The organism is Rhizobium sp. BR 315 (assembly GCF_050577975.1).
GTDB lineage: Bacteria > Pseudomonadota > Alphaproteobacteria > Rhizobiales > Rhizobiaceae > Rhizobium > Rhizobium miluonense.
The window spans coordinates 1-22,805 of record NZ_JARWKZ010000062.1 but is presented as its reverse complement, the minus strand read 5'-3'; the positions used below and the strand labels follow the sequence as shown (position 1 = coordinate 22,805).

Annotated in this window: 25 protein-coding genes and 1 riboswitch; of the genes, 16 read left to right on the top strand and 9 right to left on the bottom strand. The window is 60.4% G+C overall.

Annotation, left to right across the window (positions count from 1 at the left end; translation table 11 throughout):
* The first annotated feature begins 115 nt into the window (after window positions 1-115).
* The 8 genes from QD409_RS31230 to QD409_RS31195 all read left to right on the top strand — a co-directional run bounded on the left by QD409_RS31230 (window position 116) and on the right by QD409_RS31195 (window position 7,956).
* The gene (locus tag QD409_RS31230; protein WP_430764607.1) at window positions 116-1,282 is read left to right on the top strand and encodes a cysteine desulfurase family protein; all 1,167 of its coding nucleotides are present in this window, start codon (window positions 116-118) and stop codon (window positions 1,280-1,282) included.
* Between the two features lie 146 nt (window positions 1,283-1,428).
* Entirely contained in the window at window positions 1,429-2,898 is a 1,470-nt protein-coding gene (gene sufB, locus QD409_RS31225) for a Fe-S cluster assembly protein SufB (RefSeq protein ID WP_092854886.1), read from the top strand.
* 70 nt (window positions 2,899-2,968) lie between these two features.
* The gene (gene sufC / locus QD409_RS31220; protein WP_092854888.1) at window positions 2,969-3,724 is read left to right on the top strand and encodes a Fe-S cluster assembly ATPase SufC; all 756 of its coding nucleotides are present in this window, start codon (window positions 2,969-2,971) and stop codon (window positions 3,722-3,724) included.
* Between the two features lie 22 nt (window positions 3,725-3,746).
* Window positions 3,747-5,021, top strand: coding sequence for a Fe-S cluster assembly protein SufD (gene sufD / locus QD409_RS31215; RefSeq protein WP_430764606.1), 1,275 nt, complete (start codon window positions 3,747-3,749; stop codon window positions 5,019-5,021).
* A 15-nt stretch (window positions 5,022-5,036) separates the two neighbouring features.
* On the top strand, window positions 5,037-6,278 hold the full coding sequence (locus QD409_RS31210; RefSeq protein ID WP_430764605.1) for a cysteine desulfurase: 1,242 nt from the start codon (window positions 5,037-5,039) through the stop codon (window positions 6,276-6,278).
* Between the two features lie 11 nt (window positions 6,279-6,289).
* Window positions 6,290-6,670, top strand: a complete 381-nt coding sequence (locus QD409_RS31205; RefSeq protein WP_004108787.1) for an SUF system Fe-S cluster assembly protein — start codon at window positions 6,290-6,292, stop codon at window positions 6,668-6,670.
* A 76-nt stretch (window positions 6,671-6,746) separates the two neighbouring features.
* Window positions 6,747-7,136 (top strand): Fe-S cluster assembly scaffold SufA, encoded by a 390-nt coding sequence (sufA, locus tag QD409_RS31200; RefSeq protein ID WP_092854894.1) that lies wholly within the window; start codon window positions 6,747-6,749, stop codon window positions 7,134-7,136.
* 127 nt (window positions 7,137-7,263) lie between these two features.
* Window positions 7,264-7,956, top strand: coding sequence for a ZIP family metal transporter (locus tag QD409_RS31195; RefSeq protein ID WP_092854896.1), 693 nt, complete (start codon window positions 7,264-7,266; stop codon window positions 7,954-7,956).
* Window positions 7,957-7,984: 28 nt separating this feature from the next.
* Here the strand turns inward: QD409_RS31195 and QD409_RS31190 are convergent, their stop codons facing one another.
* The 5 genes from QD409_RS31190 to gcvT form a co-directional block, all read right to left on the bottom strand.
* Window positions 7,985-8,251 (bottom strand): addiction module antidote protein, encoded by a 267-nt coding sequence (locus QD409_RS31190; protein WP_092854965.1) that lies wholly within the window; start codon window positions 8,249-8,251, stop codon window positions 7,985-7,987.
* A 2-nt stretch (window positions 8,252-8,253) separates the two neighbouring features.
* The gene (locus QD409_RS31185) at window positions 8,254-8,877 is read right to left on the bottom strand and encodes an alpha/beta hydrolase (RefSeq protein ID WP_430764604.1); all 624 of its coding nucleotides are present in this window, start codon (window positions 8,875-8,877) and stop codon (window positions 8,254-8,256) included.
* A gap of 148 nt (window positions 8,878-9,025) precedes the next feature.
* Window positions 9,026-11,890 (bottom strand): aminomethyl-transferring glycine dehydrogenase, encoded by a 2,865-nt coding sequence (gcvP, locus tag QD409_RS31180; RefSeq protein ID WP_430764603.1) that lies wholly within the window; start codon window positions 11,888-11,890, stop codon window positions 9,026-9,028.
* Complete coding sequence (gcvH, locus tag QD409_RS31175; RefSeq protein ID WP_092854901.1) at window positions 11,890-12,252, bottom strand: glycine cleavage system protein GcvH; 363 nt, start codon at window positions 12,250-12,252, stop codon at window positions 11,890-11,892. The genes gcvP and gcvH overlap by 1 nt, the downstream gene beginning before the upstream one ends.
* Before the next feature lie 25 nt (window positions 12,253-12,277).
* Entirely contained in the window at window positions 12,278-13,414 is a 1,137-nt protein-coding gene (gcvT, locus tag QD409_RS31170) for a glycine cleavage system aminomethyltransferase GcvT (RefSeq protein ID WP_430764602.1), read from the bottom strand.
* Window positions 13,415-13,563: 149 nt separating this feature from the next.
* Window positions 13,564-13,651, bottom strand: a riboswitch (glycine riboswitch).
* Between the two features lie 167 nt (window positions 13,652-13,818).
* Between gcvT and QD409_RS31165 the strand changes: the two genes are divergently transcribed.
* From QD409_RS31165 to QD409_RS31130, 8 genes are all read left to right on the top strand, one after another.
* Complete coding sequence (locus QD409_RS31165) at window positions 13,819-14,352, top strand: copper chaperone PCu(A)C (protein ID WP_430764601.1); 534 nt, start codon at window positions 13,819-13,821, stop codon at window positions 14,350-14,352.
* A 186-nt stretch (window positions 14,353-14,538) separates the two neighbouring features.
* Complete coding sequence (locus QD409_RS31160) at window positions 14,539-15,537, top strand: RluA family pseudouridine synthase (protein ID WP_092854905.1); 999 nt, start codon at window positions 14,539-14,541, stop codon at window positions 15,535-15,537.
* Entirely contained in the window at window positions 15,534-16,187 is a 654-nt protein-coding gene (locus tag QD409_RS31155; protein ID WP_430764600.1) for an HAD-IA family hydrolase, read from the top strand. Before QD409_RS31160 ends, QD409_RS31155 begins: the two co-directional genes overlap by 4 nt.
* 9 nt (window positions 16,188-16,196) lie before the next feature.
* Window positions 16,197-16,982, top strand: a complete 786-nt coding sequence (locus QD409_RS31150; RefSeq protein WP_430764599.1) for an ATP12 family chaperone protein — start codon at window positions 16,197-16,199, stop codon at window positions 16,980-16,982.
* 69 nt (window positions 16,983-17,051) lie between these two features.
* Entirely contained in the window at window positions 17,052-17,522 is a 471-nt protein-coding gene (locus tag QD409_RS31145; RefSeq protein ID WP_430764598.1) for a hypothetical protein, read from the top strand.
* A 63-nt stretch (window positions 17,523-17,585) separates the two neighbouring features.
* A complete protein-coding gene (locus tag QD409_RS31140; RefSeq protein WP_092854913.1) occupies window positions 17,586-19,118 on the top strand; it encodes an acyl-CoA carboxylase subunit beta in 1,533 nt (510 codons plus the stop codon).
* Between the two features lie 123 nt (window positions 19,119-19,241).
* On the top strand, window positions 19,242-19,634 hold the full coding sequence (locus QD409_RS31135) for a DoxX family protein (protein WP_004108749.1): 393 nt from the start codon (window positions 19,242-19,244) through the stop codon (window positions 19,632-19,634).
* 136 nt (window positions 19,635-19,770) lie between these two features.
* Entirely contained in the window at window positions 19,771-20,157 is a 387-nt protein-coding gene (locus QD409_RS31130; RefSeq protein WP_430764597.1) for a DoxX family protein, read from the top strand.
* Window positions 20,158-20,173: 16 nt separating this feature from the next.
* Here QD409_RS31130 and sugE read toward each other — a convergent pair whose 3' ends face one another.
* From sugE to QD409_RS31110, 4 genes are all read right to left on the bottom strand, one after another.
* Window positions 20,174-20,488, bottom strand: a complete 315-nt coding sequence (gene sugE / locus QD409_RS31125; RefSeq protein ID WP_092854919.1) for a quaternary ammonium compound efflux SMR transporter SugE — start codon at window positions 20,486-20,488, stop codon at window positions 20,174-20,176.
* Window positions 20,489-20,626: 138 nt separating this feature from the next.
* Entirely contained in the window at window positions 20,627-21,463 is an 837-nt protein-coding gene (gene fghA / locus QD409_RS31120) for an S-formylglutathione hydrolase (RefSeq protein ID WP_430764596.1), read from the bottom strand.
* A complete protein-coding gene (locus QD409_RS31115; RefSeq protein ID WP_430764595.1) occupies window positions 21,460-21,924 on the bottom strand; it encodes a YaiI/YqxD family protein in 465 nt (154 codons plus the stop codon). The genes fghA and QD409_RS31115 overlap by 4 nt, the downstream gene beginning before the upstream one ends.
* 75 nt (window positions 21,925-21,999) lie before the next feature.
* Window positions 22,000-22,805: zinc-binding dehydrogenase (locus QD409_RS31110; RefSeq protein ID WP_430764594.1), on the bottom strand; the 806-nt coding region annotated here is incomplete at its 5' end.

Genomic DNA, 22,805 nt, shown 5'->3' with positions numbered 1-22,805 from the left:
TTTCTCGCGTTGTTCGTTCAACGCTTTGTGGAACGTGTCATAAGGCATGCCCGGCTGAAATTTCAAGGAAAATGAGCCAGGCGCAGAAAAGCAACGTTTAGGCAGGAAGAAGATCATGGCGGCAATGCGCCTTTATCTCGACTGGAATGCCACCGCGCCACTTCACCCGGCTGCGCGGGATGCGATGCTACGTGCGATGGATATCCACGGCAACCCGAATTCTGTTCATGCGGAAGGTAGGGCGGCTCGCGCTGCCGTCGAGGCCGCGCGCCGGCAGATTGCGAGCCTGACGGGCGCAGAACCGGCTCACGTCGTTTTTACCAGCGGCGCCACCGAGGCCGCCAACATGGTATTGACGCCTGAGTTTCGCATGGGTCGGACACCGCTTGCCGTCAGCCATCTGTATATATCGGCAATCGAGCATCCGGCCGTGCGCGAAGGCGGCCGGTTTGCGAAGGACGGAATCAGCGAGATACCGGTGACATCGGACGGCGTGGTCGATCTCGCCGCTCTGGAAGCGATGCTGTCCGCTCATGACAAGGCAGCCGGATTGCCGATGGTTGCGATCATGCTCGCCAACAACGAGACTGGCATTCTGCAGCCTGTCGCCGAGGCGGCGAAGATCGTTCATGCCGTGGGCGGCCTGTTCGTCGTCGATGCGGTTCAAGCTGCCGGCCGGGTGCCACTCGATATCGACGCGATCGGTGCGGATTTCCTCATCGTATCCTCGCATAAGCTTGGAGGCCCCAAGGGAGCTGGAGCGCTTGTGTCGCGCGGCGAGGTGCTGATGCCGAAGCCGCTGGTTCATGGCGGCGGCCAGGAAAAGGGCCATCGTTCCGGCACGGAAAACACCCTGGCCATTATTGGCTTCGGCGCCGCAGCAGGAGCCGCCCTCGCGGACCTTGATGATCGCAATGCCGGGATTGCGGCGCTGCGCGATCGGCTGGAAGACGGTATGCGGCTTGCCGCGCCTGATGTCATCATTCATGGCAAGGGCGGCGCCCGCGTGCCGAACACCAGTTTCTTCACCTTGCCCGGATTGAAATCCGAGACCGGACAGATCGCTTTCGATCTTGAAGGCGTTGCTATCTCGGCCGGGTCCGCCTGCTCCTCCGGCAAAGTCGGCGAGAGCCATGTGCTCATGGCGATGGGATGCGATCCGAAGCTCGGAGCGCTTCGCATTTCGCTGGGCGCCACCACGAGCGAGCCGGATATAGATCGCGCCGTTGCGGCTTTCGCCCGCATCGCCGGTCGCCGCAAGCTGGCGGGTGCCGCGGCCTGAGGGCCACAAATTTGCGGAAATGGAAATTTCCGCTTGCCAAGCGGGGTGAAAAGTCCCTTTTGGCCGACTACATAGAGGGCAGACATAAGTCTGCTGTAACGTTGACAAGCTGCCGGACCTTGGATCCGGCGAGATTGGAGAACGACATGGCTGCCGTCCAAGAGACGATCGATCAGGTCCGTCTGATCGATGTGGACCAGTATAAATATGGTTTTGAAACCACCATCGAAGTCGACAAGGCTCCCAAGGGCCTGTCGGAGGATATTATTCGCTTCATTTCCGCCAAGAAGCAGGAGCCCGACTGGATGCTGGAATGGCGTCTGGAGGCTTATCGCCGCTGGCTGACTTTGCAAGAGCCCACCTGGGCCCGCGTCGATTATCCGAAGATCGATTTCAACGACATCTATTACTATGCCGCGCCGAAGAGCACGCCAGGGCCGAAATCGTTGGACGAGGTCGATCCGGAGCTGCTGAAGGTCTATGAGAAGCTCGGCATTCCCTTGCGCGAGCAGGAGCTGCTGGCCGGCGTCGAAAAGCCGCGGATCGCCGTGGATGCGGTGTTCGATTCCGTCTCGGTGGTCACCACCTTCAAGGAAGAGCTGAAGAAGGCCGGCGTGATCTTCATGTCGATCTCGGAAGCGATCCGCGAACATCCCGAACTCGTGCGCAAATATCTCGGCTCGGTCGTCCCGACCTCCGATAACTATTACGCCACACTGAATTCGGCCGTCTTCACCGATGGCTCGTTCGTCTTCGTGCCGAAGGGCGTTCGTTGCCCGATGGAACTGTCGACCTACTTCCGTATCAACGAGAAGAACACGGGCCAGTTCGAACGCACGCTGATCATCGCCGAAGAGGGAGCCTATGTCTCCTATCTCGAAGGCTGCACCGCGCCGCAGCGTGACGAAAACCAGCTGCACGCTGCCGTCGTCGAGCTCGTCGCTTTGGATGACGCCGAAATCAAGTATTCCACCGTCCAGAACTGGTATCCGGGCGACAAGGACGGCAAGGGCGGCATCTTCAATTTTGTCACCAAGCGCGGCGATTGCCGCGGCGACCGTTCGAAAATTTCCTGGACTCAGGTTGAAACCGGCTCGGCAATTACCTGGAAATACCCGTCCTGCATTCTGCGCGGCGACGATAGCCGCGGCGAATTCTATTCGATCGCCGTTTCCAACGGCCACCAGCAGATCGACAGCGGCACCAAGATGATCCATCTGGGCAAGAACACGTCGAGCCGCATCGTATCGAAGGGCATCGCCGCCGGCGTCTCGCAGAACACCTATCGCGGCCAGGTCTCGGCTCACCGCAAGGCGTCGAACGCGCGCAACTTCACACAGTGCGATTCGCTGCTCATCGGCGACAAGTGCGGCGCGCATACCGTGCCTTACATCGAAGCCAAGAATTCGACGGCGCAGTTCGAGCATGAAGCCACGACGTCAAAGATCTCCGAGGACCAGCTGTTCTACTGCCTGCAGCGTGGTATCCCGACCGAAGCGGCGATCGCGCTGATCGTCAACGGCTTCGTCAAGGAAGTCCTGCAGGAATTGCCGATGGAATTTGCCGTTGAAGCGCAGAAGCTGATCAGCATCTCGCTCGAGGGCAGCGTCGGCTGACGCTCGCATAGAGAATTAGTTTTGGCGCGCCAGGCGCGCCGCACGTCCATTCCTTCGTTAGGATTATACAATGCTTGAAATCAAGAACCTGCATGCCCGTATCGCCGAAGACGGCACCGAGATCATCCGTGGCCTGAACCTGACCGTGAAGGCGGGCGAAGTTGCCGCCATCATGGGCCCGAATGGCTCCGGCAAGTCGACGCTGTCCTACATTCTCGCCGGCCGTGACGACTATGAAGTGACCGAGGGTGACATTCTCTATAACGGCGAGAGCATCTTGGAACTCGACGCAGCCGAGCGCGCCGCCAAGGGTATCTTCCTGGCCTTCCAGTATCCGGTCGAAATCCCAGGCGTTGCGACAATGCAGTTCCTGAAGGTGGCCCTGAACGAGCAGCGCAAGGCACGCGGCGAAGACGAACTGACGACCCCGGATTTCATCCGCCGCGTCAAGGATGCTGCCGGCAAACTGCAGATCAACATGGAGATGTTGAAGCGCCCGCTCAACGTCGGCTTCTCCGGCGGCGAGAAGAAGCGCGCCGAAATCCTGCAGATGGCGCTGCTGGAGCCGCAGCTTTGCGTGCTTGACGAAACCGACTCCGGCCTCGACATCGATGCGCTGAAGATCGTTGCCGATGGCGTCAATGCGCTGCGCTCTCCGGATCGCGCCGTGATCGTCATCACCCACTACCAGCGCCTGCTCGACTATATCGTTCCGGACACCGTTCACGTCCTCTACAAGGGCCAGGTGATCAAGTCCGGCGACAAGACGCTGGCGCATGAGCTCGAAGCCAACGGCTATGCCGACATCATCGGAGCTGCAGCCTGATCGGGGCGGAAAGGATACGTCGATGAACATTCAGACGACGAACCGCCTGACCGCCGCGGAGACGGCGCTGATCGAGGCGTATAACGACCAGCTGGGCGACCTGCCGGGCGATGGCGAAGTTTTCGCCGTCCGCGATCGCCTGTTGGACGACCTGAAGACCGCCGGCCTGCCGACGCGCCGCGTCGAGGCTTGGCATTACACCGATTTCAAGAACCTGCTGCGGCTGGTGCCGAGCGATATCGGCAAGGGCCTGGTGGAGGCTCTGCCGCCGACAGTCGAAGGATCTCTGGTCCTTGCGGTTCTCCAGGGCAAGGCGAGCGAGAAGGTTGCCGTCAAGGGTCTGACGATCGGCCGCTATGCCGATAGCCTGATCAGCGGCACAGCCGCCGCCGGTCTCGAAGCGATCGACAAGGATGACGCGATCGGGCGCATCAATGCCAGCTTCGTGCGCGACGGTTATGTCATCGACTTTCCCGATGGCACCGAATTCGATGCGCCGCTGGAAGTACAGTTCGTTCATGCCGGTGGGCAGATCCACAGCCGTCTTCCAGTCACCTTCGGTGCTGATGTCAAGGCGACTTTCATCGAGCGTCATCAGGCTGTCGAAGGCGCTGCCGCGCTGGTCTCCTCAGTCAGCGAAGTCACGATCGGCAAAGGCTCTGAAATCACCTGGATCATCCTGCAGGAGCAGGGCAGCGAGGATACGCATCTCGGTCAGCTCCGCATCGATCTCGGCGCGGATGCCAAGCTGAGGTTGTTCGTTATCAATGCAGGCGGCAAGCTGGTGCGCCAGGAGCTGTACATCAAAGTGACAGGCGAGGGCGCCGATCTGACGCTGCGCGGCATCAATCTGCTCGGTGGCGATACGCATACCGACGTGACGATGGTACTTGGTCATGACGTTCCGCACACCGGCTCCACGGAAATTATCCGCAACGTGGTGTTCGACCGCGCCCGTGGTGTCTTCCAGGGCATGATCCGGGTCGCACCGGATGCGCAGAAGACCGATGCCAAGATGGCCTGCAACACGCTGCTGATGTCCGACGATGCAGAGTTCTCGGTGAAGCCCGAGCTCGAAATCTTCGCTGACGACGTGCAGTGCGGCCATGGCGCCACTGTCGCCGATATCGACCGCAACCATCTCTTCTATCTGATGGCCCGCGGCGTTCCGGAGAACAAGGCCCGCGCCATGCTGGTCAACGCCTTCGTGGCCGAGATCGTCGAGGAACTGGAAGACGAAGCCCTGGTCGAGGCGCTGGAAGGCGTTATCTCCGCCTGGCTGGAAAAGCACGCCTGATTGGAGGCAAAGCTCGTGGACAAGATCGTGCCGGCAACGGCCTATGACGTCGAAGCCATTCGCCGGGATTTCCCGATCTTGGCGAAAACGGTGCATGGGAAGCCACTGGTCTATCTCGACAACGGCGCATCCGCGCAGAAGCCGCAGGTCGTCATCGATGCCATCTCGCATGCCTATTCCAACGAATATGCGAATGTGCATCGCGGTCTGCACTTTCTGTCCAATGCGGCCACGGAAGCCTATGAGGCGGCTCGCGAAAAGGTGCGCCGCTTCCTGAACGTGCCGTCAGTCGACGATATCGTCTTCACCAAGAACTCGACGGAAGCGATCAACACAGTCGCTTACGGTTGGGGCATGCCGAAGATCGGCGAGGGCGACGAAATCGTCGTGTCGATCATGGAGCATCACTCCAACATCGTTCCCTGGCATTTCATCCGGGAGCGGCAGGGCGCCAAGCTCGTCTGGGTGCCGGTCGACGATGAAGGCGCGTTCCATATCGAAGATTTCGAGAAGAGCCTGACGGAGCGCACCAAGCTCGTCGCCATCACCCATATGTCGAATGCGCTCGGAACCGTCGTCCCGGTGAAGGAAGTCTGCCGCATCGCCCATGAGCGCGGCATTCCCGTCCTGATCGACGGCTCGCAGGGCGCGGTGCATATGCCTGTCGACGTGCAGGATATCGATTGCGACTGGTATGTCATGACCGGTCACAAGCTCTATGGGCCATCGGGTATCGGCGTGCTCTACGGCAAGAAGGAGCGGCTTGCCGAGATGCGGCCTTTCCAGGGCGGCGGCGAGATGATCTTCGACGTCACCGAGGAAAACGTTACCTACAACGAGCCGCCGCATCGCTTCGAGGCGGGAACGCCGCCGATCGTGCAGGCCATCGGCCTTGGCTACGCGCTTGACTACATGGACAGCATCGGCCGTGAGGCGATCGCGCGCCACGAAGCCGATCTCGCCGCTTATGCGGCCGAGCGGCTGCGGGATATCAATTCGCTGCGCGTGATCGGCACTGCGCCGGGCAAGGGTGGCATTTTCTCCTTCGAGCTCGCGGGTATCCATTCCCACGACGTCTCGATGGTGATCGACCGCCAGGGTGTGGCGGTTCGCGCCGGAACCCATTGCGCCCAGCCGCTCTTGAAACGCTTCGGCGTCACATCCACATGCCGTGCATCGTTCGGCCTGTACAATACGCGCGCCGAGGTGGATGCTTTGGCGGATGCGCTGGAATATGCGCGGAAATTCTTTGCCTAAGGAGGCAAGCGATGTCACTCGACGAAAGCGAACAGAAGATCGACGTACGCGAAGGGATCGTGCATTCCAGCATTCCCGAGGATGAGCTGGCTCGCCTTAGCGACGACGTTATCGCTGCGCTTAAGACTGTCTACGATCCGGAAATTCCGGCTGATATTTTCGAGCTCGGTCTGGTCTACAAGATCGACATCGAAGACGACCGCATGGTGAAGATCGTCATGACGCTGACGGCACCGGGTTGCCCGGTGGCGGGCGAAATGCCGGGCTGGGTCGAGAATGCTGTGGGCGCCGTCGAAGGCGTTTCCGGTGTCGAGGTCAGCATGACCTTCGATCCGCCGTGGACGCCGGATCGCATGTCGGAAGAAGCGCAGGTCGCGGTCGGCTGGTATTGAAGCTTTAAGCCGCCGGCTTTACATTAAGACTCGAAGCACCGGATCTTGACCCCGGTTGTGGAAGGAGAATGAGCCCATGGGCTTTGCAGTCATGAGTATGACGGATGCGGCAGCCAACCGCGTCAAAGTGATCGTCGGGAATTCTGGCCTCGATGCTAAGGGCGTTCGCGTCGGCATCAAGAAGGGCGGCTGTGCTGGGATGGAATACACCATCGATCTAGTGACCGAGCCGAACGCGAAGGACGATCTGATCGAGCATGACGGAGCCAGTGTTTGGGTCGAGCCGTCGGCCGTGCTGTACTTGCTTGGTACCGAGATGGGGTTCGAAACTACCAGCTTGCGTTCGGGCTTTACCTTCACCAATCCAAACCAGACGTCAGCCTGCGGCTGCGGCGAATCCGTCGAGCTGAAGCCCGCCGATCTCGCCGCCTTGGCAGCTCAACGTCAGGCAGCGCAACCTGCTTAAAACAGGTTCCTCCGTATTTCACCATGGCGCGTTTCGTGCTTTGATCGGCGCACGCCTCGGTTTTTCCGCCGCCTCCTTGGCTACCGGCTCCGCCGGATAACGTCGAGAGGCGGCTGCGGGGAACTTTATGGCGGCTTCGGCATGGGTTTACACATTGATCCCGGCAACGGCCGCCATTGCGGGCGCTGCAGTCGCGGTGAACACGCGGCCGGGGCCTAATCTTGTCAGCGCCATCCAGCATTTTGCCGCCGGTGTCGTGTTCGCAGCTGCGGCCGGCGAAATCCTGCCCGATGTCATGCATCGTGGATCTCCCTTGGCAACAGTCATCGGCGGCGCGATTGGCGTAGCCGTCATGCTGCTGGTCAAACAACTGGAAAATTGGGCCAAGGGACCGGTGGGTCTACTCGCGGCCATCGGCATCGACATCCTCATCGACGGCCTCGTGCTTGGCATCGGCTTTGCAGCCGGCCCAAAGGTCGGCTTGCTGTTGACGATCGCCTTGACGATTGAGGTGCTGTTCCTTGGCTTGACGGTGGCGAACGAGCTTGGGGAGAGCGTCCGCTCCCGCGCCAGGGTTGTCGCGGTTACGGCGGCGCTTGCGCTCCTGCTGCCGATCGGCGCTTTGCTCGGGGCGCCAATTGCTTTGCTGCCCGACCCCATTCTGACAGGCTTCTTCGCGTTCGGGCTGATCGCGCTTCTCTATCTCGTCACCGAGGAATTGCTGGTCGAAGCGCATGAAACCCCCGACCGTCCCTGGGTGACGGCGATGTTTTTCGCCGGCTTTCTCGTGCTGCTTCTGCTCGAGGAAGCGATCGGTTAGTAAAGCCCGGGAAGCGGGACTGCGATTCCTAATTTGCGACCGAAACAGGCGTCAGCTTGAGGCCGAGCGCCCTAACAACCTTCAGGATCGTCGCGAATTCCGGATTTCCGTCACCGCTGAGCGCACGATAGAGCGCCGAGCGGTTCATGCCGACATCCTTGGCAAGCTTGCTCATGTTGCGGGTGCGCGCCACTTCGCCCAGTGCCTTGGCGATCGACGCCGGATCGTCCGTTTCGAAGGCGGCTGCGATGTAGCTGTCTGGATTGTCCACGTCGAAGGAATTCTCCTCGTTCATTGTCATATGCCTTTCCGTATAAGCCAGTCGCGGACGATCTTGGGTTCGTCCGGATGGAGGTCGTGGCCGATGGGCAGTCGATGGGCGCTGACTTCAGCCCCGGCCTTTGCAAATTGTTGGCTGACGAAATCTGCGTCGGCGGGCTCCCGGCGTCGATCATGCTCGCCTGAGATGATCAGGACCGGCAGCCCGGGCATTGACGGGAAATCCGCATCGGGGGCCAGCGAAAGAGGGCGCAGCAGAACGGCGGCTGAAGCGATCGAGGGCATCTGCCGAAGGATCGATGCGGCTATGATCGCTCCGTTGGAGAAGCCAAATAGAACAGGCGGCCGAACGAGCAGCCTTCGCTCCACTGCCATTTCGATGAAACGACGGAGCCGCTCCGTCTGCCTGTCTAGGTCTGCATGATCCAGGCTGCGGTCCGGATTGCGGCGAAAGAAAGCGAATCCTTCTTCCCATTCGATCCCACCACGCAGAGCCATATAGGAGCGCTGCGGTCCGATGGCATCCGCAAGCGGGATAAGGGAAGTTTCATCCATGCCGCTGCCATGCAGCAGAAGCAGCGGCGACGACGCAACGTCCGCTCGCCGCTCGGTGACGAAATGAAATTCCGGTTGTTCCGGCATAAATCTGAATTCCAGGGCCCCGTTGCCGCGTCATGAAAAACGCCGCGCGTCCGTTAAGACGCGCGGCGTTTTCTTAGCCAAGTTTCGCAATAGATTTATGTCTATTGCAGACGAAGCGACTGAACCGCTTCGCTTTTTCGCGAAGATCCTATTCGGCGGCTTCGGCGTAGGATTCGACCGGCGGGCAGGAGCAAATCAGGTTCCTGTCGCCATAGACATTGTCGACGCGATTGACCGGCGACCAGTATTTGTCCACGCGGAAGGCGCCGGGCGGGTAGCAGGCCTGTTCGCGGGAATAGGGACGATCCCATTCGCCGACGAGGTCTTCCACCGTATGCGGTGCGTTTTTCAGCGGGTTATTGGCCTTGTCCATCCGGCCTTCTTCGATGTCACGGGCTTCCTCGCGGATCGCCAGCATTGCCTCGCAGAAACGATCGATCTCGGCTTTCGTTTCCGATTCTGTCGGCTCGATCATCAGCGTGCCGGCAACCGGCCAGCTCATGGTCGGGGCGTGGAAGCCGCAATCGATGAGGCGCTTGGCGACGTCGTCGACCGTGACGCCGGCGCTTGCGACCAGTGGACGGGTGTCGATGATGCATTCATGCGCGACGCGTCCGGCCTCGGACTTGTAGAGCACGTCATAGGCGCCCTTGAGCCGGGCGGCGATGTAGTTGGCGTTGAGGATCGCCACTTTCGTCGCCTGCGTCAGGCCTTCGCCGCCCATCATCAGGCAGTAGCTCCAGGAGATCGGCAGGATGGAGGCCGAACCGAAGGCTGCTGCCGATACCGCACCGCTGCGACCGTCCGTTTCCGGATGGCCGGGCAGGTGAGGCGCCAGATGTGCCTTGACGCCGATCGGACCCATGCCGGGGCCGCCGCCGCCATGCGGAATGCAGAAGGTCTTGTGCAGGTTCAGGTGGCTGACGTCCGAGCCGATGTCGCCGGGACGCGAGAGGCCGACCATGGCGTTCATGTTGGCGCCATCGAGATAGACCTGACCGCCATGCTTATGCACGAGATCGCAGATCTCCTTCACCGTCTCTTCGAAAACGCCGTGCGTCGAAGGATAGGTGATCATGCAGCAGGAGAGGTTGTCGGCATATTGCTCGGTCTTGGCGCGGAAATCGGCCATATCGATATCGCCGTTGTCGCTAACCTTGACGACCACGACCTTCATGCCCGCCATCTGCGCGGAGGCCGGATTGGTGCCGTGCGCGGAGGTCGGAATGAGGCAGATGTCACGATGACCCTGGCCATTGGCAATATGGTAGTTGCGGATGGTCAGGAGGCCGGCATATTCGCCCTGCGCGCCGGAGTTCGGCTGCATGGAGAAGGCATCATAGCCGGTCACCGAGCAAAGCTTCTCCGTCAGATCATCGATCATTTCGCGGTAGCCGAGAGCCTGATCGGCCGGCACGAAAGGATGGATGTCGGAGAATTCCGGCCAGGTGATCGGCAGCATTTCCGCTGTGGCATTGAGCTTCATGGTACAGGAGCCGAGCGGGATCATCGAACGGTCGAGCGCCAGGTCGCGGTCCGAGAGGCGGCGGATATACCGGGTCATCTCGCTTTCGGCGCGGTTCATGTGGAAGATCGGATGCGTCAGATACTCGCTGGCGCGCAACAGGTTTTTCGGCAGGCGATAGGATGGTTCGAAATCGGCAATGCGGAAATCGCCGCCGAATGCGCGCCAGACGGCTTCGAGCGTTGCCGGGCGGGTGCGCTCGTCGACGCTGATGCCGATCTTCGTTTCACCGACCTTGCGCAGGTTCACGCCTTCGGCGACGGCCGCGCGCAGGATGAGACCCTGCATGTGGCCGACCTCGACGGTGATCGTGTCGAAGAAGGTTTCCGGCTCGACGGTATAGCCGAGTTTCTCCAGGCCCTTGGCCATCAGAACGGCCTTCTGGTGGACCTGCTGGGCGATCGCCTTGAGGCCTTGAGGACCGTGGAACACCGCGTACATGGAGGCCATGACGGCGAGAAGCACCTGGGCGGTGCAGATGTTCGACGTCGCCTTTTCGCGGCGGATGTGCTGTTCGCGGGTCTGCAGCGACAGGCGATAGGCGCGATTGCCGCGCGCATCGACCGAAACGCCGACGAGACGGCCAGGCATGGAGCGCTTGTACTCATCCTTGACGGCCATGTAGGCCGCATGCGGACCGCCGTACCCCACCGGAACTCCGAAGCGCTGCGAGGAGCCGATGGCGATGTCCGCGCCCATCTCGCCCGGAGACTTCAACAGCGTCAGCGCCAGCAGATCGGCCGCCATGATGGCGATCGCGCCCGTCTGGTGCAGGCGGGCGATCAGGCCGCTGAAATCATTGATGTGGCCGTGCGTGCCTGGATACTGGAAGATCGCACCAAAGACATCGACAGGATCGAGGTCGGTGAAGGGATTGCCGACGATGACGGTCCAGCCGAGCGGCTCGGCGCGGGTCCTGATCAGCGCGATGGTCTGCGGGTGGCAGGCGGCATCGACGAAGAAGGCCTTCGCCTTGGACTTGGCGACGCGTTCCGCCATCGCCATGCCTTCGGCCGCGGCCGTTGCCTCGTCGAGCAGCGAGGCGTTGGCAACGTCGAGACCCGTGAGGTCGCTGATCATCGTCTGATAGTTCAGCAGCGCCTCGAGGCGGCCCTGGCTGATTTCCGGCTGGTAGGGCGTATAGGCAGTGTACCAGGCCGGGTTTTCCAGAATGTTGCGCTGGATGACAGGCGGCGTGATCGTGCCGTAATAGCCCTGACCAATGAGCGAGACGAGAACCTTGTTCTTGTTGGCGGTCTCGCGCAGCCTGTCGAGCGCCTCGCGCTCCGTCATCGGCGCGCCCCAGGAGAGCGGCGTCTTCTGGCGGATGGCCGGCGGCAGCGTCGCGTCGATCAGGCCATCGAGGCTGTTGTAGCCAATGACCTTCAGCATATCGGCCATCTCCGATGGAGACGGGCCGATATGGCGGCGATTGGCGAAATCGTATGGCTGGTAGTCGGTGAACGTGAATTCCGTAGGCGTCGTCATTATCCGATCAGCTCCTTGTAACCGGATTCATCAAGAAGACCATCGACATCGCTGACATTCTTCAATTTGAGCTTGAAGAACCAGCCTGCACCCATCGGGTCGGAGTTGACGAGCGCCGGATCGGCTGTGATGGCTTCGTTGACTTCGGTGATTTCCCCGTCGAGCGGACAATAGACTTCGGAGGCCGCCTTTACGGATTCGACGGTTGCCGCGTCGTCACCCTTGGAGAAGCTGGCGCCGACTTCGGGCAATTCCACGAAAACGAGATCGCCGAGCTGTTCGGCGGCATGAGCCGTGATGCCGACCGTTGCGACGCCGCCTTCGATGTTCAGCCACTCGTGTTCTTCGGTGAATTTCAGCATGGATAATCCTCTCTGGAAAAGACGTTCAACGTTTGTAGGTAGGCTTGATGAAAGGCAGGGCGCTGACGGTGACGGCCAAGTATTTGCCGCGCACCTCGGCGTAAACGGTGGTGCCGGGCGAGGTGAGTTCGGTCGGCACATAGCCCATGGCGACCGGAGACTCGACGCTCGGGCCGAAGCCACCTGAGGTGACTTCGCCGATTTCGGTCTTGCCTTCGGCATCGGCATAGAGCTTGGCGTGGCTGCGCACCGGGGCCTTACCCTCGGGCTTCAGGCCGACGCGGCGACGAGACGTGCCGCCATCGAGTTCGCCGAGAATGCGGGTTGCGCCGGGGAAACCGCCTGCGCGCGCGCCATCGGTCTTGCGGGCTTTCTGGATGGCCCATTCGAGCGCGCCTTCGATCGGCGTCGTCGTCTGGTCGATGTCATTGCCATAGAGGCAGAGACCGGCTTCCAGGCGGAGAGAGTCACGCGCGCCGAGGCCGATCGGCTGTACGTCCGGGTGCTCCAGCAGCCGCTTGGCGATATCGTCGGCCTTGTCTGATGGTACGGAGATTTCGAAGCCGTCTTCGCCGCTATAGCCGGAGCGCGACACCAGGCAGGAGACATCGTGGAGGCGACAATGGCGCACATCCATGAACTTCATGTAGGCGATGTCAGCCCAGAGCTCGGCAAGGACATCGACGGCGCGCGGTCCCTGCAGCGCAATGAGGGCGCGATCAAGCAAGGTAACTTCGCAGCTATCGCCGATATGCTCTTGAAGATGCCTGAGATCCTGCTCCTTGCAGGCGGCGTTCACGACGACGAAGAGATAACCGTCCGTGTGGGTGATCATCAGGTCGTCCAGGATGCCGCCATTGTCGTCGGTAAAGAAGCCGTAGCGCTGGCGATCCTCCGCGAGACCGAGGATATCGACCGGCACGAGACTTTCCAGCGCGAGTGCCGCATCCTCATATTTGCCGGAGCGGGCGCGGATCGTCACCTGGCCCATATGGGAGACGTCGAACAAGCCGGCCGAAGCGCGGGTCCAAAGATGCTCCTTCATGACGCCGGCAGGATACTGCACGGGCATGTCGTAACCGGCAAACGGCACCATGCGGGCGCCGAGCGATACATGCAGGTCGTGAAGCGGTGTTTTCTTGAGGGCAGCGGTCTCGTCCAAATGACGCCTCCGGGTTTCGCGCTTGTCCTGAAGCGCAGAGCTCACAATTTCGGCGCGGTTGCGCCTGACGATGAGCCCCCTCTGTCTGCTTTGCCTGAGATTGTTATCCCTTCGGCGAACGCTTTCGCGCTTCTCTCCAGAGTTCCGTCTGCCCCTTGCTGGTCCTTTGGCCTGAGAGTTTCCGGGGCGGTTGCTCCTTCGGCACCGGCTCGCGCCGGATTCTCCCAACAAGGTCGCTGTCATTATCTGGCAGTCACTGAAGATGGCAAGGGGCAAATGTCGCCGTCGAACAAATTTTTGTCGCGCGGTTCGAAGATATATCGAGCAGCGGTTGCAGGGCTTTGCAACGACGTTGCGAAAGGCTATCCCTTCGGGCCGATAGAGGAGCCGGGCAGGAGAGAATGATGAACCGTTATCACGTCGCAGTGCTGCTGCTTTCGGCAGCAACAGTTTCGCTTTCGACAGGTAGCGCTCTGGCGCAGCAGAGCAGCGACATGAAGAGTATGCCTGGAATGCACATGGGCCCGGAGGCCGCGCCCTCGGATTCTGCCACCGGCAAGCTCGGCGATCTCGATATCAGCGGCGGTTATGTCCGCGCCATGCTCCCCGGTCAGCCGGTCGGCGGCGGCTACATCACCATCCACAATAGCGGCAAGGCCGCCGACAAGCTGACCTCCGTCACCTCATCGGCTGCGGGCAAGGTGGAGCTGCACGAGATGAAGATGGACGGCGAGATCATGAAGATGCGCGAGATCAAGGATGGGATCGCCATTCCTGCCGGTGCGACCGTGACGCTCGCGCCGAACACGATGCATATGATGTTCAAGCAGGTAAAGACTCCCTTCAAAAAGGGTGGCGTGGTGCCTGTGATGCTGATGTTCGAGAAGGCGGGGATGATCGATCTCACCCTTCCTGTCGTGTCGGCCAAGGGAAACTAAGCCAGAAAAATATCCGGCCCGGATAATTCCAGTTTCCACTTTTCCTCGAAATGCTCTAAAGCCACGTCCAAAGGCCGGTTATATCCGGCCGCGGGACTACTTGTCCTGTTGTTTGAATTGGCATGATCCCGTCCAACGCGCGTTTGGCATTTGTCGGAACATGCTGCGGCGTTTGAAAGAAGAAGAATGGCCGGGATTGAGCATATACAGGTCGAGCCTGACGAAGCCGGCATGCGCCTCGACCGCTGGTTCAAGGTGCATTTCCCCGGGCTTGGGTTCGGTCAACTGCAGAAGCTGATGCGCTCCGGCCAGGTGCGCGTCGATGGGGGCCGCGTCAAGACGGATGCGCGCGTGCAGCCGGGACAGATGGTGCGCGTGCCGCCTCTTGATGTCGATGCCAAAGGCCCGAAGAGCGGCCCGATCGCCAGCAAGGACCTTAAACATTCCGGTGATGCCGAGCTTCTTGCGCGGATGTTGCTGCATGAAGACGACAAGATCTTTGTGCTCAACAAGCCGGCTGGGCTTGCGGTACAGGGCGGCTCCGGCCTTACCCGCCATATTGACCAGATGCTGGAGGCATGGACGAGCAAGAAGGGCGAAAAACCGCGCCTGGTGCATCGCCTCGACCGCGACACCTCGGGCGTGCTGGTGATTGCCCGCACGCGCGGCGCGGCGCAGAAGCTGACCGCCGCCTTCCGCGAGCGCGACACCAAGAAGACCTATTGGTCGCTGGTCAAGGGTGTGCCGCGCAAGCATGAAGACAAGATTTCGACCTGGCTGGTGAAAGAGGCAACGGCCGATGGCGACCGTATGCGCATCGCCAAGCATGGGGAAGAGGGTGCCGATCACGCAATCTCCTATTATCGCGTGCTTGAGACCGCTGCGCAGAGCCTCGCTTGGCTCGAGATGGAGCCCTATACCGGCCGTACGCACCAGCTGCGCATCCATGCCCTGCACATGGGTCATCCGATCATCGGTGACCCCAAATATTTCGATGACGATCCGAACTGGGATTTCCCAGGCGGCGTCCAGAAGCGCCTGCATCTGCACGCGCGCCACATCGACATCCCACATCCGAGCGGTGGACGCCTGCGCGTCACCGCTCCTCTGCCGCCGCATATGGTGCAGACATGGAATCTCCTCGGTTTTGACGAGGCATCGGCGGGGGAGCCGGACGACGAATGAAGCTAGTACTTTTCGATTGCGACGGCACGCTGGTCGATAGTGTGCGGCTGATCCATGAGGTCATGGCGCGGACTTTCGTTGACTTTGGCTACAAGCGCCCGGATGTTTCGGCCACAAAATCCATCATCGGCCTCTCGCTCGATATCGCCATTGCCCGGATGCAGGGCAAACCGCATGTCGATGACGAAGCGATCGCCATGACGGCCCACTACAAGTCTATCTTCCCCGGCGTGCGCGACGAGGCGGATATGCAAACGCCGCTCTTCGACGGCATCAAGTCACTGATCGAGACGCTTACAGGCCGCGAAGAGCTTCTGCTCGGTGCCGTGACGGGTAAATCCCGCCGTGGCCTGACCCATATTCTTGAAGTCAACGGCTTCACGCCTTACTTCGTGGTTTCGCGCACCGCCGACGATTGTCCGTCGAAGCCGCATCCGGCCATGGTGACGGAATGCTGTGCCGAAACCGGCATGGACCCGCACGACACCATCGTCATCGGCGACGCGATCTACGACATGCAGATGGCGAAGGCAGCGGGTGCGACCGCGATCGGCGTATCTTGGGGTTATGCGTCCGTGGAAGAGCTTCTGGCGGCCGGCGCCGATGCGATTGCGCATCATCCGAACGATTTGTTGAGCCATATTCTCTGAGGTGACGCCATGCGCGACCTGTTGAACGATCTTTCCGAAGGCCTGAGCCATCCCGATCCGATCCGCCGTGCGCAGATCCAGATGAAGAAGCCGCTGCCCAAGCGCTTCTACAAGGATGTGACGATCAGCAAGGACGAGGGTGGTCACGCCATCGCGCTCGACGGCAAGGTGGTCAAGACGCCGGCGCGCTATTCCCTCTCTCTGCCGACCGAAGCGCTCGCCAAGCTCGTGGCTGGCGAATGGGGGCGACAGACCAAGGTCATCGATCCAGCAACCATGCCCGTAACCCGCCTGGTGAACAGTGCTATCGATGGCGTGACAGCCGAAAGTGGAGCTGTGTTCGACGAAATCGTGCGCTTCTCCGGCAGCGATCTGCTCTGCTATCGCGCCGATGGCCCGGAACGCCTAGTTGAGCGGCAGTCGGCGCGATGGAATCCGGTGATCGAATGGGCAGCCCGCGACGTCGGAGCCCGTTTCATTCTCGCCGAGGGCGTCATGCATCAGGAGCAGCCGCAAGAGGCCATCGCCGCCTTCGCCGCGGCCCTGCGCAAATACGACACGCCGATGGAGCTCGCCAGCCTGCATACGATCACGACGCTGACGGGCTCTGCGATCCTGGCGCTTGCTTTCGCCTCCGGTCAGCTGCCGCTTGCCGAAGTCTGGTCGCTCGCCCATCTCGACGAAGACTGGACGATCGAACACTGGGGCAGCGATGAGGAAGCGGAGCAGCGTCGCGCGCAGCGTTTCGAGGAATTTCAGGCGGCAACCGACGTTTTCTCTGCTCTTCACAGTTGAATATTGTTGATTTCCAGTCCTTTATAGTGGTCTTCGTATCTTGCGGGTTCGGAAGTCAGGACAGGTATCATGTTGTTGTTGAGGTCGGGTGTCGCATCGGCGCTCGTGGGATGTTTAGCACTGACGGCGTGCGCGAACTGGTCCGTCGATCCTCCTCCGCCGACCTATGATGTTCGCAGTGCAACGGTTGTTGCCGATCATGCTTTGCCGCCGGTTTCGCCGGTGCTGATCGAAGCCGTCAACGATCGAGTGAATGCAGCGATCGCGGCCACGAACCACAATGCGGCGCTGCCGCAGGTTACGCTGACTGTCCGCCTGTCAGACGTGCGCAAGGGGCGCAGTTTCAACCAGGATCGCAACAGTGCCAAGGTCAATATCGACGCTGCGTCGCTGGATGGTGGCGCGGTGATTGCCATGGCATCGTTCGATATGGCGACAACCGCGCCCGATCATGCAACGGCCGATGAGCTGATGGCGGAAGACATTGCCGCCCGCATCCGCTCCATCTTCTCGCTGAACACGCCGCGGTTGGCAAACTGAGCCGATAGCTTCAAAGGAGGCTCGCGCCGTGCTAAGCCCGAGCAGCGAAGGAGAGAGGGCCGCATGAAGGAAATCCTTTTGGAACTGGAGCGTCGTCGCGAAGTCGCAAGACTTGGCGGCGGGCAGGCGCGGATCGATGCGCAGCATGCGCGCGGCAAGCTGACGGCCCGAGAGCGCATCGACATCTTCCTGGACGAAGGTTCCTTCGAGGAATTCGATATGTTCGTCGAGCACCGCTCGACCGATTTCGGCATGGAAAAGAGCAAGATCGCCGGTGATGGCGTCGTGACCGGCTGGGGCACCGTCAACGGACGTACCGTTTTCATTTTTGCCAAAGATTTCACAGTCTTCGGTGGCTCTCTTTCAGAAGCACATGCGGAGAAGATCACCAAGGTTCAGGATATGGCGCTGAAAAACCGGGCGCCGATCATCGGGATCTATGATGCCGGCGGCGCCCGCATTCAGGAAGGTGTGGCCGCACTCGGCGGCTATGCCGAGGTGTTCCAGCGCAACGTGCTGGCCTCCGGCGTCATTCCGCAGATTTCCGTCATCATGGGGCCCTGTGCGGGCGGCGACGTCTATTCGCCCGCGATGACCGATTTCATCTTCATGGTCCGCGATACCTCCTACATGTTCGTGACCGGGCCGGATGTGGTGAAGACGGTCACCAATGAGACCGTGACCTCCGAGCAGCTCGGCGGCGCTTCGGTGCATACGACGAAATCTTCCATTGCCGACGCTGCCTACGACAATGATATCGATACGCTCCTGCAAGTGCGCCGCCTCATCGATTTCCTGCCGCAGTCGAATACGGCGGCTCTGCCCGAGATCGAGTGCTATCAATCCGTCACCGAGCCGGATAGCTCGCTCGATACGCTGATCCCGGCTAACGCCAACAAGCCCTACGACATCAAGGAACTGATCCTGAAGGTGGCGGACGAGGGCGACTTCTTCGAGATCCAGGAAAGCTTCGCCAAGAATATAGTCTGTGGTTTCGGCCGCATCGAGGGAGCCACGGTCGGCTTCGTCGCCAATCAGCCGATGGTGCTGGCAGGCGTGCTTGACAGCGATGCGTCGCGGAAAGCCGCGCGCTTCGTGCGCTTCTGCGATTGCTTCAATATCCCGATCGTCACCTTCGTCGATGTACCTGGCTTCCTGCCGGGGACGGCGCAGGAATATGGCGGCTTGATCAAGCACGGTGCGAAATTGCTTTTCGCCTATGCCGAGGCGACCGTGCCAAAACTGACCGTCATCACCCGCAAGGCTTTCGGCGGCGCCTATGACGTCATGGCCTCTAAGCATCTGCGCGGAGACCTTAACTATGCCTGGCCGACGGCGCAGATTGCCGTCATGGGCGCCAAGGGCGCGGTCGAGATCATCTTCCGCAAGGACATTGCCGAGCCGGAGAAGATCGCGGCGCATACCAAGATGTATGAGGATCGCTTCCTGTCACCGTTCGTCGCGGCCGAGCGCGGTTACATTGACGAAGTGATCATGCCACGCTCGACCCGGCGGCGCCTCGCGCAGGGGCTCCGGATGCTGCGCAACAAGGATCTGACCAATCCTTGGAAAAAACACGACAACATCCCTCTGTAATCTGTGACATCAAGCCACGGATTACACACGGAAAATTGATTGGACGTCAGAATCCTTGTTTTCCCGTTCAAGGCAGGTCGCTCTATTGCTTCCTACAGGGGGAATCGAAACTGGAGTTCAAAAATGGCGCTTTCCGAACGGCTGAATCAATATCAGCCCTATGCTCTTACTGTACTGCGTATCGTTATTGGCCTGTTGTTCATCGAACACGGCACACAGAAGCTTTTCGGCTTTCCGGCCGGCGGTCACTTCACTGGCTCTCTGCCGCCCCTGATGCTGTTTCAGGGTATTCTTGAAGCATTCGGCGGTCTGGCAATCGTTTTGGGTCTGTTTACACGCCCCGTAGCCTTCATTCTTTGCGGCAACATGGCGGTCGCCTATTTCATGGCGCACATGCCGCAGAATTTCTTCCCGGTGAACAACCAGGGCGATGCGGCCATTCTGTATTGCTTCGCTTTCCTGTTCCTGATCTTCGCGGGTCCGGGTCTTCTGGCGATCGACGGCCGCAAGAAGTAAGTCATATCGAAACCGGGCCTGATGATCTTCAGGCCCGGTGAATAATTTCGTCTCTCGCGTGTTGATTCTGTATCGACGGAACGGGAGGGTGTTCGACAGTATCCCGTTCGCATTGCCAATTCGCACGGAGATCTTCATGTCACTTGCCGAGCGCTTATCGCCTTACCAGCCCGCAGCACTCGCAATTTTGCGAATAGTGACTTCTGTGTTGTTCATCGAACATGGCACGCAAAAGCTCTTCGGCTTTCCGCCAGCGCCTTTCGAGGTCACGACGTTGTTCTTCGTCGCGGGCATAATTGAGCTTGTCGGCGGCATTCTCATTCTGTTCGGGCTCTTCACCCGGCCCGTCGCCTTTCTCCTCAGCGGCGAAATGGCGATTGCCTATTTCATGGTGCACACGCAGATAGACTTCTTCCCGGCCAATAACCAGGGCGACGGTCCGATAATGTTCTGCTTCGTCTTTTTGTTTATGGTGTTTGCCGGCCCCGGAGCGTGGGCACTGGACAATCGCCAGCGCCCTTGACTTGTGGTCCGGTCCGTCAGGCGGCGAGCTTGAGGCCGGCGATGCCTGCCACGATCAGGCTTATGCAGAGCAGCCGAACGAAGGTTGCGGGATCGCCGAGCAACCAAATCCCCAGCAGTACGGTGCCGACCGTGCCGATACCGGTCCAGACCGCATAGGCGGTGCCCATCGGCAGCGTTTTTACCGCGAGACCTAGCAGCACGACGCTGATCACCATAGAAATGACCGTGAGAGCCGTCGGCATCGGCCGTGTGAAGCCGTCAGTATATTTCAGGCCGACCGCCCAGCCGATTTCAAACAAGCCTGCAAGGAAAAGCAGGAACCAAGCCATGTTACGCTCCATTGTTAAGAGCGAGGCCGTCCCCGCGATGTCTACGGCCGGCTATGAGTACCGGCCGCCGCAGTCGTCTGCGCGTTTTCTATATGCCTCTACCGCAGGCACATTTCAAGGCGGCGGGTCATGCCACCTTTACTTTCCCAGCCGTTCGGCATGCCACTTCAGGTGATCATCCATGAAGGTGGAGATGAAGTAGTAGGAGTGGTCGTAGCGCTCGTGCATGCGCAGCGTCAGACCGATGCCGGTGCCTTTGATCGCCTCTTCGAACAGCCATGGGCGCAGTCCGTTTTCGAGGAAACTGTCGGCCTTGCCCTGGTCGATCAGGAATTCGGGGAAGCGGGCGCCATCCTCGACGAGAGAGCAGGCGTCATACCGTCTCCATGCGGCCTTGTCGCTGCCGAGATATTTTTCCAAGGCGGGTGCGGACCAATCGGCCGTCGACGGCTGGACAATGGGTGCGAAGGCGGAGCAGCTCTTGAAGCGATCGGGGTTCTTCAGCGCGATCGTCATGGCGCCGTGGCCGCCCATGGAATGGCCGAAGATACCTTGCCGGCTCATATCGACGCGGAATTGCTTTGCGACGAGTGCGGGCAGCTCCTCCGTGATGTAGGTATACATCTGATAGTTTTCGGCCCAGGGCGCCTCGGTAGCATCGAGATAGAAGCCGGCGCCTTTGCCCATCTGCCAATTGGTCAGCTCGTCGGGCACGTCGTTGCCGCGCGGACTGGTGTCCGGACAGACGATGATCAGGCCGAGCTCGGCGGCCATGCGGCGATACTCGCCCTTTTCCATGACATTGGCGTGGGTGCAGGTGAGGCCGGAAAGATACCAGAGGACCGGCCGAGGCTCTGTGATCGCCTGCGGCGGCACGAAGACGGCAAAGGTCATCTCGCCTTTGCAAGCTTCGGATTCATGCGAAAAGACACCCTGCATGCCGCCGAAGGCGGTGTTCTGGGAAATGATGTTCACGGCTGGTCTCCAGGCGTTTGATGGGCTTTTGCCCACCGGCAAAGCCGGTCGAAGGTTTCGAGGAAGGCGGAGCGGTCACGCGGCGAGAAGGCGGCATTGTACCCCTTGCTTTCGCCGGTTTCGCGAAGATGTGCGCCGAGATCGCGCATGGCTGTGGCCATGCCGATATTCGTCTTGTCGAAGATGCGGCCAGTTGGGCCCGTCACGAATGCTCCGGCTGCAACGCAGCGCCCAGCGAGCGGCACGTCGGCAGTAACGACGATATCACCGGCAACCGCATGTTCGGCGATCCAGTTGTCGGCAGCATCGAAGGCGTTGGAGACGATGACGTTGTGCACCATCGGATCCCGCGATGGCCGCAGCCCCGAGTTGGCGACGAAGGTGACCTCGATGCCGTGGCGTTCGGCAACTTTCAGGATCTCCGGTTTGACCGGGCAGGCATCGGCATCGACATAAATCATGAAACTCAATCTTTTCAGCTATATGCGGCGCATTTCTCAAGCGCCGCATATATTTCTTTCCTGTGGCTTGGAGCGTCAGTAGATGACGACACCCCTGACACTCTTTCCGGAGTGCATGAGTTCAAAGCCCTTGTTGATGTCTTCGAGCGGCATGGTGTGGGTGATCATCGGATCGATCTCGATCTTGCCCTCCATGTACCAGTCGACGATCTTCGGCACATCGGTGCGGCCACGGGCGCCGCCGAAGGCCGTGCCCATCCACGAGCGGCCCGTCACCAGCTGGAACGGACGCGTCGAGATCTCCTGGCCGGCGCCGGCAACGCCGATGACCACCGACTTGCCCCAGCCGCGATGCGAGGCTTCCAGCGCCTGGCGCATCACCTTGGTGTTGCCCGTGCAGTCGAAGGTATAATCGGCGCCGCCGATCTGGTCGGCACCGCGCTTTGTCATGTTGACGAGGTAGGGCACGATATCGTCGCCAACCTCCTTCGGATTGACGAAATGCGTCATGCCGAAGCGCTCGCCCCATTCCTTCTTGTCGTTGTTGAGATCGACGCCGATGATCATGTCGGCGCCGGCAAGCCTGAGACCCTGGATGACGTTAAGCCCGATGCCGCCGAGACCGAAGACGATCGCCGTTGCCCCCATCTCCACCTTGGCGGTGTTGATGACCGCGCCGATGCCGGTGGTCACGCCACAGCCGATATAGCAGATCTTGTCGAAGGGGGCGTCGGGATTGACCTTGGCAACGGCAATCTCCGGCAGCACGGTGTAATTGGCGAAGGTCGAGCAGCCCATATAGTGATGGATCTTGTCCTTGCCGATCGAGAAGCGCGAGGTGCCGTCCGGCATCAGGCCCTGACCCTGGGTCGAGCGGATCG

Excerpts from the sequence above, each read along its gene's own strand:
- QD409_RS31115 (WP_430764595.1), bottom strand. The coding sequence starts at position 21,924 with ATGATTTATGTCGATGCCGATGCCTGCCCGGTCAAACCGGAGATCCTG.
- QD409_RS31205 (WP_004108787.1), top strand. The coding sequence starts at position 6,290 with ATGTCACTCGACGAAAGCGAACAGAAGATCGACGTACGCGAAGGGATC.
- sufC (WP_092854888.1), top strand. The coding sequence starts at position 2,969 with ATGCTTGAAATCAAGAACCTGCATGCCCGTATCGCCGAAGACGGCACC.
- QD409_RS31135 (WP_004108749.1), top strand. The coding sequence starts at position 19,242 with ATGGCGCTTTCCGAACGGCTGAATCAATATCAGCCCTATGCTCTTACT.
- gcvH (WP_092854901.1), bottom strand. The coding sequence starts at position 12,252 with ATGCTGAAATTCACCGAAGAACACGAGTGGCTGAACATCGAAGGCGGC.
- QD409_RS31230 (WP_430764607.1), top strand. The coding sequence starts at position 116 with ATGGCGGCAATGCGCCTTTATCTCGACTGGAATGCCACCGCGCCACTT.
- gcvP (WP_430764603.1), bottom strand. The coding sequence starts at position 11,890 with ATGACGACGCCTACGGAATTCACGTTCACCGACTACCAGCCATACGAT.
- QD409_RS31140 (WP_092854913.1), top strand. The coding sequence starts at position 17,586 with ATGAAGGAAATCCTTTTGGAACTGGAGCGTCGTCGCGAAGTCGCAAGA.
- sufB (WP_092854886.1), top strand. The coding sequence starts at position 1,429 with ATGGCTGCCGTCCAAGAGACGATCGATCAGGTCCGTCTGATCGATGTG.
- sufA (WP_092854894.1), top strand. The coding sequence starts at position 6,747 with ATGGGCTTTGCAGTCATGAGTATGACGGATGCGGCAGCCAACCGCGTC.
- QD409_RS31155 (WP_430764600.1), top strand. The coding sequence starts at position 15,534 with ATGAAGCTAGTACTTTTCGATTGCGACGGCACGCTGGTCGATAGTGTG.
- QD409_RS31165 (WP_430764601.1), top strand. The coding sequence starts at position 13,819 with ATGAACCGTTATCACGTCGCAGTGCTGCTGCTTTCGGCAGCAACAGTT.
- QD409_RS31150 (WP_430764599.1), top strand. The coding sequence starts at position 16,197 with ATGCGCGACCTGTTGAACGATCTTTCCGAAGGCCTGAGCCATCCCGAT.
- QD409_RS31130 (WP_430764597.1), top strand. The coding sequence starts at position 19,771 with ATGTCACTTGCCGAGCGCTTATCGCCTTACCAGCCCGCAGCACTCGCA.
- QD409_RS31185 (WP_430764604.1), bottom strand. The coding sequence starts at position 8,877 with ATGCCGGAACAACCGGAATTTCATTTCGTCACCGAGCGGCGAGCGGAC.
- QD409_RS31195 (WP_092854896.1), top strand. The coding sequence starts at position 7,264 with ATGGCGGCTTCGGCATGGGTTTACACATTGATCCCGGCAACGGCCGCC.
- QD409_RS31145 (WP_430764598.1), top strand. The coding sequence starts at position 17,052 with ATGTTGTTGTTGAGGTCGGGTGTCGCATCGGCGCTCGTGGGATGTTTA.
- QD409_RS31160 (WP_092854905.1), top strand. The coding sequence starts at position 14,539 with ATGGCCGGGATTGAGCATATACAGGTCGAGCCTGACGAAGCCGGCATG.
- QD409_RS31190 (WP_092854965.1), bottom strand. The coding sequence starts at position 8,251 with ATGAACGAGGAGAATTCCTTCGACGTGGACAATCCAGACAGCTACATC.
- sugE (WP_092854919.1), bottom strand. The coding sequence starts at position 20,488 with ATGGCTTGGTTCCTGCTTTTCCTTGCAGGCTTGTTTGAAATCGGCTGG.
- sufD (WP_430764606.1), top strand. The coding sequence starts at position 3,747 with ATGAACATTCAGACGACGAACCGCCTGACCGCCGCGGAGACGGCGCTG.